This window comes from Kocuria sp. KSNUG (assembly GCF_049532735.1).
GTDB lineage: Bacteria > Actinomycetota > Actinomycetes > Actinomycetales > Micrococcaceae > Kocuria > Kocuria rhizophila.
The window spans coordinates 824158-837073 of record NZ_CP150981.1 but is presented as its reverse complement, the minus strand read 5'-3'; the positions used below and the strand labels follow the sequence as shown (position 1 = coordinate 837073).

Annotated in this window: 4 protein-coding genes and 3 rRNA genes; all 7 read right to left on the bottom strand. The window is 62.7% G+C overall.

Annotation, left to right across the window (positions count from 1 at the left end; translation table 11 throughout):
* Window positions 1-2: 2 nt before the first annotated feature.
* A complete protein-coding gene (locus AABM36_RS03640) occupies window positions 3-1466 on the bottom strand; it encodes a type I restriction-modification system subunit M (RefSeq protein ID WP_423447397.1) in 1464 nt (487 codons plus the stop codon).
* A 227-nt stretch (window positions 1467-1693) separates the two neighbouring features.
* Window positions 1694-1810 (bottom strand): 5S ribosomal RNA (gene rrf, locus AABM36_RS03635).
* Between the two features lie 224 nt (window positions 1811-2034).
* A 23S ribosomal RNA gene (locus AABM36_RS03630) occupies window positions 2035-5156 on the bottom strand.
* A gap of 373 nt (window positions 5157-5529) precedes the next feature.
* Window positions 5530-7060: ribosomal RNA gene (locus AABM36_RS03625) — 16S ribosomal RNA — on the bottom strand.
* The 16S, 23S and 5S rRNA genes sit together here, the layout of an rRNA operon.
* 519 nt (window positions 7061-7579) lie before the next feature.
* The gene (locus tag AABM36_RS03620; RefSeq protein ID WP_257745130.1) at window positions 7580-9304 is read right to left on the bottom strand and encodes an AMP-binding protein; all 1725 of its coding nucleotides are present in this window, start codon (window positions 9302-9304) and stop codon (window positions 7580-7582) included.
* Between the two features lie 42 nt (window positions 9305-9346).
* The gene (locus AABM36_RS03615; RefSeq protein ID WP_019310760.1) at window positions 9347-10606 is read right to left on the bottom strand and encodes an acyl-CoA dehydrogenase family protein; all 1260 of its coding nucleotides are present in this window, start codon (window positions 10604-10606) and stop codon (window positions 9347-9349) included.
* A 28-nt stretch (window positions 10607-10634) separates the two neighbouring features.
* The gene (locus tag AABM36_RS03610) at window positions 10635-12734 is read right to left on the bottom strand and encodes a 3-hydroxyacyl-CoA dehydrogenase NAD-binding domain-containing protein (RefSeq protein WP_257745131.1); all 2100 of its coding nucleotides are present in this window, start codon (window positions 12732-12734) and stop codon (window positions 10635-10637) included.
* Window positions 12735-12916: the final 182 nt, after the last annotated feature.

The following is a 12916-nucleotide window of genomic DNA, read 5'->3' as shown; positions in this document are numbered from 1 at the left end:
TGTCATCGAAGATCCGCCTTCAATGACGCCAGCGAGTGCTCAATCATCTGATTGAGACGCTCGATATCATCAACGATCTCCGTAGGGCTACGGTGTTCTACTTCCTCCTGTACCACTTCGCGGTACCGGTTCAACGACAGGTCGTACCCCTGCTCCGCGATCTCCTCCTTGGGGACCACGAAGGACTGCTCTGTGCGCGCGCGACCCAGCTCGGCGGCGTTGCCCGACACGAACAAGCGGTAGTGCTCGCGAACGTCCGGGAGGTCATTCGCGTCCACAGGGGTGCGCTTGTCGTCCAGGGAGTAACCGTCCGCGCGGACGTCGTAGAACCACACGTTGTCGGTGCCGCCACTGTCCGTCTTGGTGAACAGCAGGATGGCCGTGGACACCCCCGCGTAGGGCTTGAAGACGCCCGAGGGGAGCTTGATCACCGCGTCCAGCTTCTGCTCCTCCACGAGCATGCGGCGCAGGTCCTTGTGCGCCTTGGAGGAACCGAACAGCACCCCGTCCGGAACGATCACGGCAGCACGCCCGCCGGTCTCCAGCATCTCCAGGAACAGGGCCAGGAAGAGCAGCTCGGTCTTCTTGGTCTTGATGGTCTTCAGCAGCGTCTGGGAGGTGGCCCCGTAGTCCAGGGAGCCCGCGAACGGCGGGTTGGCCAGGATCAGGCTGTACGTGGCGTCGTTGCGGGAAACCTCCGCCAGGGAGTCCCGGTACCGGATGTCCGCAGAACCGATGCCGTGCATCAGCATGTTCATGCTCGCAATGCGCAGCATGGTGGAGTCGAAGTCGTAGCCATGGAACATGCCCGAGCCGTAGTGAGCCCGCTTCTTCGGGTCGGAAAACAGGGTCTCGTCGTGCTCCCGCAGGTACTCGGACGCGGACACCAGGAACCCCGCCGTGCCGCACGCGGGGTCGCAGATGGTGTCCTCCGCGTTCGGCTCGGTGAGATCCACCATGAGGTCGATGATGTGCCGGGGCGTGCGGAACTGCCCATTCACACCGGCCGAGGCCAGCTTGGACAGCAGATATTCGTAGAGGTCCCCGTTGGTGTCCTGGCGCAGGTCCAACTGGTCCAGCAGGTCGATGACCTTGTGCAGCAGAGCCGGCGTGGGGATGGTGAACCGGGCGTCCCGCATGTGCTCCGTGTAGGCGCTCTCGCCACCCAGACGCCGGAGTAAGGGGAACACCCCGCGGTCCATCAACTCGTAAGCGGTGGCCGGGTCCTGGTTCTTGAGATGACTCCACCGCAGCTTCTGCTCATCCCCGGGGCCGAAGATGGGGTCCTCCGGGGTGCGCCCGGTACGGCTGGCCTTACGGTCGATGAGCTCCTGCTCCTGGTCCAGGCGCTTGATGTAGAGCAGGTAGGTGATCTGCTCGATCACCTCCAGCGGATTGGAGATGCCACCCGTCCAGAACGTGTTCCACACTCGGTCGATCTTCGACTTGAACTCACCCGTAATCACTCCGTCAGGCTACCCGGAGGAATGGGCAAGCACATGGGGAGACGCGCACTCGGAGACATTGCGTGCGAACTGGCACGCCCAGAAAAGACGATGGACCTCACGGGCTCCGCTGCCAGCGCCGGCCTCCCGGGGGAGCAGACCGGAAATGGTGTGTTAAATGCGGGGAGGCCCCACCTGGTCCACTCGGTGTGAGTGGTCCTGGTGAGGCCTCAACCCTTCCATGTTGATTCCGGCGGTGACTTACTCTCCCACACCCTACCGAGTGCAGTACCATCAGCGCTGTGGGTCTTAGCTACCGGGTTCGGGATGGGACCGGGCGTTTCCCCCACGCTATAACCACCGGAAACCTGTACCCCACCCCTGGTGGGGGAAACCTGGTTTCCCGTTGTCTACGGGAACAATATTCTGTTGCCAACCACACGACCCGGACCACCCTCACCGGAACACGCCACCCGGCCCCTGCCGGCCCAGGCTCTCCGGCCCGGGTTGCGTGTCCCCCGTGGGGTTGGGGTTGTTGGTGGTCAACCACATAGTGAACGCGAACACCACACTTGATGACTGTTTGTGTGTGTATAAGTCTTCGGTGTATTAGTACCAGTCAGCTCCACGCCTTGCAACGCTTCCACACCTGGCCTATCAACCCAGTCGTCTACTGGGCACCTCACACCCCTCAAAGGAGGCTAGGAAATCTCATCTCGGAGCAAGCTTCCCGCTTAGATGCTTTCAGCGGTTATCAATCCCGAACGTAGCTAATCAGCGATGCTCCTGGCGGAACAACTGACATACCAGAGGTTCGTCCGTCCCGGTCCTCTCGTACTAAGGACAGGCCTCCACAAATTTCCAACGCACGCAGCGGATAGGGACCGAACTGTCTCACGACGTTCTGAACCCAGCTCGCGTACCGCTTTAATGGGCGAACAGCCCAACCCTTGGGACCAACTCCAGCCCCAGGATGCGACGAGCCGACATCGAGGTGCCAAACCATGCCGTCGATATGGACTCTTGGGCAAGATCAGCCTGTTATCCCCGAGGTACCTTTTATCCGTTGAGCGACGGCCATTCCACAATGTACCGCCGGATCACTAGTCCCGACTTTCGTCCCTGCTCGAGCTGTCACTCTCACAGTCAAGCTCCCTTGTGCACTTACACTCAACACCTGATTGCCGACCAGGCTGAGGGAACCTTTGGGCGCCTCCGTTACTCTTTAGGAGGCAACCGCCCCAGTTAAACTACCCATCAGGCACTGTCCCTGACCCGGATCACGGGCCGAAGTTAGATGTCCAGAGTGACCAGAGTGGTATTTCAACAACGACTCCACCACCACTAGCGTGATAGCTTCACAGTCTCCCACCTATCCTACACAAGCCACACCGAACACCAATACCAAACTATAGTAAAGGTCTCGGGGTCTTTCCGTCCTGCTGCGCGAAACGAGCATCTTTACTCGTACTGCAATTTCGCCGAGTTCATGGTTGAGACAGTAGGGAAGTCGTTACTCCATTCGTGCAGGTCGGAACTTACCCGACAAGGAATTTCGCTACCTTAGGATGGTTATAGTTACCACCGCCGTTTACTGGGGCTTAAATTCTCCGCTTCGACCCAAGGGTCTAACAGGTCCTCTTAACCTTCCAGCACCGGGCAGGAGTCAGTCCGTATACATCGTCTTACGACTTCGCACGGACCTGTGTTTTTGATAAACAGTCGCTTCCCCCTAGCCTCTGCGACCCCACCCAGCTCACACAGCACGTGTGCTCACCAGGCAGGGCCCCCCTTCTCCCGAAGTTACGGGGGCATTTTGCCGAGTTCCTTAACCATGATTCTCTCGAACGCCTTAGTATTCTCTACCTGATCACCTGTGTCGGTTTGGGGTACGGGCGACTAGAACCTCACGTCGATGCTTTTCTTGGCAGCATAGGATCACCGAATTCCCTCACCTAAGAGAGTCCCATCACATCTCAGGCACACAACCCGCGGATTTACCAACGGGTCACCCTACATGCTTAGACCAGGACAACCATCGCCTGGCTCGGCTACCTTCCTGCGTCACACCTGTTAACACGTTTACCTCCCCGGATCAGGTCCCACGCTCCCCACACACCCCGCGACCCACAAGGGGCCACGGTCGTGGTGGTTCGGGTGGTTAGTATCCCCGGTTCAGTAGGGTCGGTTCTTCGTCGGTACGGGAATATCAACCCGTTGTCCATCGACTACGCCTGTCGGCCTCGCCTTAGGTCCCGACTCACCCAGGGCAGATTAGCTTGACCCTGGAACCCTTGATCATCCGGCGGACGGGTTTCTCACCCGTCTATCGCTACTCATGCCTGCATTCTCACTCGTTGAGGTTCCACCACTGGGTCACCCCGCAGCTTCACTACCCCAACGACGCTCCCCTACCCACAACACCACCTCAACCACAAACGGCTCAGCTATACGGTGTCATGCCACAACTTCGGCGGTGTACTTGAGCCCCGCTACATTATCGGCGCGGAATCACTTGACCAGTGAGCTATTACGCACTCTTTCAAGGGTGGCTGCTTCTAAGCCAACCTCCTGGTTGTCTAAGCAACTCCACATCCTTTCCCACTTAGCACACGCTTAGGGGCCTTAGTTGATGGTCTGGGCTGTTTCCCTTTCGACTATGAAGCTTATCCCCCACAGTCTCACTGCCACGCTCAACTTGACTGGCATTCGGAGTTTGGTTGACGTCAGTAACCTTGTAGGGCCCCTCAGCCATCCAGTAGCTCTACCTCCAGCAAGCAACACGCAACGCTGCACCTAAATGCATTTCGGGGAGAACCAGCTATCACGGAGTTTGATTGGCCTTTCACCCCTACCCACAGCTCATCCCCTCCATTTTCAACTGAAGTGGGTTCGGTCCTCCACGCGCTCTTACACGCGCTTCAACCTGGCCATGGGTAGATCACTCCGCTTCGGGTCTAGATCACGCCACTCACAACGCCCTATTCAGACTCGCTTTCGCTACGACTACCCCACACGGGTTAATCTCGCGACGTAACACTAACTCGCAGGCTCATTCTTCAAAAGGCACGCTGTCACCCCAAAAGGCTCCAACGGCTTGTAAGCACACGGTTTCAGGTACTATTTCACTCCCCTCCCGGGGTACTTTTCACCATTCCCTCACGGTACTGATCCGCTATCGGTCATCAGGAAGTATTCAGGCTTACCAGGTGGTCCTGGCAGATTCACACGAGATTTCACGGGCCCCGTGCTACTCGGGAGAACGTCACACCACGACAATGACAGTTTCGTCTACGGGACTCACACCCCCTACGGTCTGGCACTCACCACCAGTTCGACTACCACCACGCCACAGCGCCCAGGGTGGCGACCCCAGGAACAACGCATCCCACAACCCCGATCATGCAACCCTCGCCAGGTATCACACACAACCGGTTTAGCCACCATCCGCTTTCGCTCGCCACTACTCACGGAATCACTGTTGTTTTCTCTTCCTATGGGTACTGAGATGTTTCACTTCCCCACGTTCCTCCTCGCACCCTATGAATTCAGATACGAGTGACTACGCATAACACGCAGCCGGGTTACCCCATTCGGAGACCCTCGGATCACAGCTCGTTTATCAGCTCCCCGAGGCTTATCGCAGATTTCCACGTCCTTCATCAGCTCCTGATGCCAAGGCATCCACCGTGTGCTCGTAACAACTTATACGCCACACAACACAAATAAATCATCAAAGAACACACCACACACCCCAACAGGGTGCGCGGCGTCAAAGATGCTCGCGTCCACTATGTAGTTGACAAACAACAACCCACCAACACCACACCCACCCCAGAACACTCCAGGGCTTCGTGGTGCTGCGGGAAACCAACCAACACCAGCGTGTTGATCGACAACCCAACAATGTGCCACCACACCACCACCCCAACACCACCACCAGAACTCGTGTCCGGTCGTGTTCCCGTGTCAGGGAGCAGCGTGTCCGCTTGCTGATATTCCACCCATGAGCATCAACCACACCCCCACCACAACGATGAGGATCGTGGGCGCCGGCCACACGGCCAGCCACTGTGCTCCTTAGAAAGGAGGTGATCCAGCCGCACCTTCCGGTACGGCTACCTTGTTACGACTTAGTCCCAATCGCCAGTCCCACCTTCGACGGCTCCCCCCACAAGGGTTAGGCCACCGGCTTCGGGTGTTACCAACTTTCGTGACTTGACGGGCGGTGTGTACAAGGCCCGGGAACGTATTCACCGCAGCGTTGCTGATCTGCGATTACTAGCGACTCCGACTTCACGTGGTCGAGTTGCAGACCACGATCCGAACTGAGACCAGCTTTTTGGGATTAGCTCCACCTCGCGGCATCGCAACCCATTGTACTGGCCATTGTAGCATGCGTGAAGCCCAAGACATAAGGGGCATGATGATTTGACGTCATCCCCACCTTCCTCCGAGTTGACCCCGGCAGTCTCCTATGAGTCCCCACCATCACGTGCTGGCAACATAGAACGAGGGTTGCGCTCGTTGCGGGACTTAACCCAACATCTCACGACACGAGCTGACGACAACCATGCACCACCTGTACACCAGCCCCACAAGGGGGAAAGACCATCTCTGGCCCGGTCCGGTGTATGTCAAGCCTTGGTAAGGTTCTTCGCGTTGCATCGAATTAATCCGCATGCTCCGCCGCTTGTGCGGGCCCCCGTCAATTCCTTTGAGTTTTAGCCTTGCGGCCGTACTCCCCAGGCGGGGCACTTAATGCGTTAGCTACGGCGCGGAAAACGTGGAATGTTCCCCACACCTAGTGCCCAACGTTTACGGCATGGACTACCAGGGTATCTAATCCTGTTCGCTCCCCATGCTTTCGCTCCTCAGCGTCAGTAACAGCCCAGAGACCTGCCTTCGCCATCGGTGTTCCTCCTGATATCTGCGCATTTCACCGCTACACCAGGAATTCCAGTCTCCCCTACTGCACTCAAGTCTGCCCGTACCCACTGCACACCCGGGGTTAAGCCCCGGGCTTTCACAGCAGACGCGACAAACCGCCTACGAGCTCTTTACGCCCAATAATTCCGGACAACGCTTGCGCCCTACGTATTACCGCGGCTGCTGGCACGTAGTTAGCCGGCGCTTCTTCTGCACGTACCGTCACTTTCGCTTCTTCCGTGCTGAAAGAGGTTTACAACCCGAAGGCCGTCATCCCTCACGCGGCGTCGCTGCATCAGGCTTCCGCCCATTGTGCAATATTCCCCACTGCTGCCTCCCGTAGGAGTCTGGGCCGTGTCTCAGTCCCAGTGTGGCCGGTCACCCTCTCAGGCCGGCTACCCGTCGTCGCCTTGGTGAGCCATTACCCCACCAACAAGCTGATAGGCCGTGAGCCCATCCAAAACCAGTAAAACCCTTTCCACACACCACCATGCGGTGACATGTCATATCCAGTATTAGACCCAGTTTCCTAGGCTTATCCCAGAGTCAAGGGCAGGTTACTCACGTATTACTCACCCGTTCGCCACTCATCCACCCAGTGCAAGCACCAAGCTTCAGCGTTCGACTTGCATGTGTTAAGCACGCCGCCAGCGTTCGTCCTGAGCCAGGATCAAACTCTCCGTCAAAAAATTCAACAGAAACCACCCACCACGCGAAGCGCGGTACGATGGGATCCCAGCTGACACCCAACACCCCCAGGAAACGGGAAAACACCTGAAAAGGCATCGGGCCATCAACCAAAAATTTAAAACTTCTGGTATCAACAAACTAGACACACTATTGAGTTGACAAACAACACACCACATCTAAACCCTGATCTAGGGCTTTGGATTGGAAGTTTTGTGTTGCCGCGATTTGGAAGCTCTTGTGCTGTCCTGTTGGCAACTCGACTAGCTTATCCGTTCCTCATCCGGTCCGCAACTCCGCGTTCTCACGCGGTTGGTTCCTGTGGAGGAAGGGGGCTGGTCGACCGTCCAGGCCAGCTCTCGGCTGTCCGTCCTTGCGGCGACTCGGAATACATTACACACGGCCGCTGACCTGCGCAAAACGGCGTTTGCCCTGCCCAGTGGGGCTCCCTTGCTGGGGCGCAACCTCCCCCGCCGGCGCGTGGTCCCGTGCCAGCGGCACTGGGGCCGCCGAGTTCGTCAGTTGCGCAGCAAGTTCTTGCGCACCTTGCCCGTGGCCGTGCGGGGCAGCTCGTCGCTGAAGGTCACGGTGTCCGGCACTTTGAATCCGCTGAGCTGCGATCGCACGTGTTCACGCAGCTCGTCCTCCGTGACCTGGGAGCCGCCTGCACGCACCACGTGGGCCACGGGCCGTTCCCCCCACTTCTCGTGGGCCACCCCCACCACGGCCACGTCCAGAACGTCCGGGTGGGAGTAGAGCGCCTGCTCCACCTCGATCGAGGAGATGTTCTCGCCTCCGGAGATGATCACGTCCTTCGCGCGGTCCGTGAGCTGGATGTACCCGTTCGGGTGCATCACCCCGAGGTCCCCGGTGTGGAACCAGCCGCCCCGGAACGCCTCGCGTGTGGTCTCTGGATCCCTGTAGTAGCCGATCATCACGTTGTTCCCCCGGAGCACGACCTCCCCGAGCGACTCCCCGTCTGCGGGGACGTCCTGCATGTCGGGATCCACGATCCGAGCAGATTCCGCCTGGATCATGGCAACTCCCTGCCGGGACATCTGCCGCGCCCGGTCTGAGGCGGACAGGGACCGCCACTGCTCCTGGGGCTCGCAGATGGTGATGGGGCCGAACACCTCGGTGAGCCCGTACACGTGGACCACCTCGAAACTGGCGGTCTCCAGGCGCTCGATGATGCTCGGCGCGGGCGGGGCTCCCGCCGTGGTGATGCGGATGGGACGTTCCAGGGGGTGCGCCTGTTCCGCGTCCACGATCACCGAGCACACCGCCGGGGCGCCGCACAGGTGGGTGATGCCCTCCTGGTCGAATGCCTGCCAGATGGCGTCCGGGCGCACCGCTCGCAGACACACGTGCGTACCGCCGGCGGCCGTCACGGCCCACGTGGTGCACCACCCGTTGCAGTGGAACATGGGCAGGGTCCACAGGTACCGGGTCTCGCCTGTGAAACCGTTGTGGAACACCTCACCCAGATTGTTCAGGTACGCCCCCCGGTGGGAGTACAGCACTCCCTTGGGCCTGCCCGTGGTGCCCGAGGTGTAGTTCAGGGTGATGGGCGTGTTCTCGTCCGCCACGGCCCAGCGCACTGCCCCGCCGGCGGTGCCCTCGGTCTGGGGCGGAGCCGATGGCGTGCCGTCCAGGAACTCCTCGAACGTGGGCACGCCCGCTCCCGCCCCGTCCCGCACGGCCGGCAGACCCGCCTGGTCGTCGGGAATCTGCACCAGTGCGACCCCGGCACGGTCCGCGAGCGCCTCGGCCACGGTCTCCAGCGCTGAGACGTCCGCGAGGACCACGCGGGCCCCGCAGTGCTCGAGGATGTAGTTCAGTTCCCGAGCGCTCAACCGCGGGTTGAGCGGCACCAGCACGGCCCCGGCCGCGGGCACCGCGTAGTGCGCCATGAGCGCGGCAGGCACATTGGGGGCCACCATGGCCACGGTGGGCCAGTCCCGCTGCAGGAGATCCACCCCCTGGAACTCCTCGCTGGTCGACGACGCCGCTCGGGACGTTCCCTCCGCCGGGTCCTCCTCCCGTCGGTACCCCTCGGGTCCGGGGGATTCCGCCCCGGTCACCAGGGGCAGCAGCGCCGTGGCGAAGCGCCGCACGTCCCGTTGGAACTCCCGGTAGGTCCACTCCCGGGACCCGTGCACGACCGCACGGCGATCAGGGAAGACCTCCGCGCTGCGCTCCAGGAAGCGCAAGGGAGTCATGGGCTCGTTGTTGGCGAACATGATGCTCCTGAGGAGTCGGCGATCGGGACACACCCCGCCGGGTCACTTGTAGGCGGAGATCCCCGTGACGGACTTGCCGATGATGAGCGCCTGAACCGTCTCGGTGCCCTCGTACGTGTGGATGGCCTCGATGTCCGCGAAGTGCCGTGCCACGCGGTTCTCCATGAGGATGCCGTTGCCGCCCAGTAGATCCCGGGCGTTCATGGCCACCTGGCGCGCGGTGCGCGTGGCGGTGTACTTGGCCAGCGAGGCCTGCGGACCGCTGAGCGTCCCGGCCTCCTCCTTGCGGGCCATGGCCATCACGAGGGTCTGGATCTGGGTGAGCTCGCTGAGCATGCGGGTGAGCCGTTCCTGCACGATCTGCGATGCGGCCAGCGGGCGCCCGAACTGGTGGCGCTGCTTGGCGTAGTGCACCGCGGTCTCGTAGCACGCCTGGGCGTGGCCCACCGCGGCCCAGGCCACCCCGATGCGGGTGGCGAACAGCACAGCGGAGGTGTCCCGGAAGCTCTTGGCGTGCGGCAGGACGTTCTCCGTGGGCACGAAGACGTTCTCGAGCGTGATCTCGGCCTGGTGGATGGCCCGCAGGGCCAGCTTGGCCTTCATGGTGGTGCCCGTGTAGCCCTCCGACTCCTGGGGGACCACGAACCCGTGGACGGCGCCGTCCTCGTCGCTGCGTGCCCACACCACGGTGATCCCGCCCATGGATCCGTTGCCGATCCACTTCTTGGCGCCGTTGAGGATGTATCCGCCCTCCACAGGGGTGGCCTTGCTCTCGAGCCCGATGGAGTCGGAGCCGTGGGCCGGCTCGGTCAGCGCGAACGCACCGAGGAGCTTGCCAGTGGCCATGTCCGGCAGCCAGCGCTGCTTCTGCTCGTCGCTGCCACACAAGGCGATCGAGCGCATGGCCAGCCCGCCCTGGACACCGGACACCGTGGAGATGGAGCCGTCGCCGCGCGAGAGCTCCATGGCCACCAGACCAGCGGCCATCTTGGACATGGGGGGCATGCCGGGCACGTCCACGCCGTCGCGGAGCAGGTCGAGCTCGCCCATGCGGCGCACGAGGTCGAGGTTGTACTCGCCGCGGTCCCAGTACTCGGCGATGACGGGCAGGACGTCCTCCTGCACGAAGGTCCTGGCCCGCAGCTGGTGCGCGCGGTCCTCCTCCGTGATGTCCTCGAAGATCCCGGCCTCGTCCGTGGCCAGGGGCTCGTTGAGGTCGTAGTGCGGCTCCAGCGTGCCCGTGGGGAAGTCCTCCGGGTGGCTGATGGTGATGCCAGTGGTCTCCGTGCTGTCCTTGCTCATGGTGACTCCTCAGTCCTTCTGGAAAGTGCTACTGCTGGGCGGCGTCGAACCGGGCGCCCCGGACGCGCTCGGCGGCGCCGCAGCGGTCCAGGTACGGGGTGATGCCACCCAGGTGGAACGGGTAGTTGGCGCCCAGGATCATGCACAGGTCGATGTCCCGGGCGGTGGCGACAACGCCCTCGTCCAACATGTGGCCGATCTCGTCCGCGAGGGCATCCTGCGCGCGCGTGAGCAGCTCGCCGTCCGCGCCGTCACCGGACTGTGCGGCGACGCCGCTGTCCCGGCGGGTGCGTTCGAGGGCCTCGTGCGCACCCTCGGAGAGGTAGGTCTCGGACGTCTCGCCGCGCGCCGGCAGGGTGTTCTTGAGGCCGGCCTCCGCCACGGCGTCGAGCCACGGGGAGAGGGTGAACCGGTCCGGGTAGGCGTCGTTCATGGTGTGGGTGATGTGCACCAGCACCGCGGGACCCACGAAGTCCAGCAGCTGCAGCGGGGTCATGGGCAGACCCATGGGATCCAGGGCGTGGTCCACGGCCTGCGGGTCTCCCCCGGCATCCATGGCGCGGCCGATCTCGTCGAACATGCGGGTGAGCACGCGGTTGACCACGAAGCTCGGGGCGTCCTCCACCCGCACCGCGATCCGTCGCAGCTTTGCGGCGAGGTCGAACGCGGTGGCCAGGGTGGAGTCGTCAGTCTTCTCGCCGGCAACGATCTCGAGCAGCGGGGTGACCTCCACCGGATTGAACACGTGGAAGCCCACGAGCCGCTCGGGGTGCTGGAGGTCCCGGCCCATGGCCGTGATGGACAGCGAAGAGGTGTTCGTGGCGAGGATCGCGTCCTCCTTGATGACGGGCTCCCACTGCGCGAAGACCTGGCGCTTGACGTCCAACTCCTCGAAGACCGCCTCGATGACGAAGTCCGCGTCCGCGAGGTCCTCCGGGCTCCGGGCGCCCGTGATGAGCACGCCGAGCTGCTCGGCCTGCTCCTCCGTCATGCGACCCTTCTTGGCCTGGGCCGTGAACCGGTCCCGAGTGCGCTGCACACCGGCGGCCAGCCGCTCGTCGTCCAGGTCCGTCATGACCACCGGAATGCGGGCACCCTGCGCGATGAGGGACGCCAGCTGACCCGCCATGAGACCCGCGCCGATCACGGCTGCCTTCTTGATCTCCCGCACGGGAGCGTCCGGGACGTTGGCGGCCTGCTTGCTGCGGGCGCTCACGAGCTCGAACGCGTAGAGAGAGGCGCGCGCGGGCTCCGACTGCACGATGGTCTTGAACGCCTCGACCGCGGCCTCCGCGTTCTCCAGGCGGGAGTCGGTGCGGGCGCGGCCCACGAGCTCGATGGCGGCCACGGGGCCGGGAGCGGCGCCGTGCCAGGCCTGCTCCGCCTTGGCGGCAGCCTTCTGCACCGCGGCGTCCCAGGTCTGGGCGTCGTCCGTGGTGCGGCGGGGCTCGTGCTTGCCCTCGAGGGCCTCGACCACCCAGTCCTGCCAGGATGTGTCCCACTGCTCCGTGCCGGGGGCGCCCTCGAGCACGGCGTCCACGAGCCCGATCTCCGCGGCCTTGGCCGGGTTGAGGTTCTTGCCGCGCATGGAGTCGGTCACGATGATGTTCAGCGCCGCCTCCGCTCCCACGAGGTGCGGCAGGAGGTAGACGCCGCCCCAGCCCGGGAAGAAGCCCAGGTGGCACTCCGGAAGACCCATGGGGGCCTTGCCGGAGGTGGAGAGACGGTAGTCGGTGTGCAGCGCGAGCTCCAAGCCGCCACCCAGGGCCACTCCCGTGATGAGCGAGAACGTGGGCACGTCCATCTCCGCGAGCACCCCGAAGGCGTCGTGGCCGGAGCCGACGTACTCGTCCGACGTGCCGCTCAGCTGCGCCGCACGAATCTCCTTGAGGTTGGCACCGGCCCCGAAGGACTTCTGGTTGCCCGTGACGACCACCGCCTCCACCTGCGCGGTGTCAATCGCGGAGAGCTCCCGCTGCAGATCGCGCATGGCCTGGGAGCCCCAGATCACGAGACCGTTGGGGTCCGTGGAGTCCAGGCTGACCAGGGCGATGGGCTTCTCACGTCCCGGCAGCACCGGGGTGGTCACGGTGATGGTCACGGTGGACGGGAAGGACTGTTCGCTCACGCGGGGCTCCTGTGTGGGTTGGAGAGGTGGTGTGGACCACAGTGTTTGGGGCTCAGTCTGCCCTGAGACGCAGTCTCACGTCAAGATATTCGGTACCACCCGCCTCGCACCGCCGCCGCATCCGTCACCGCCTGGAGAGAACGCCCAGGCCTACCCAGCGGCACCGGGCCGAGGAGGACCCC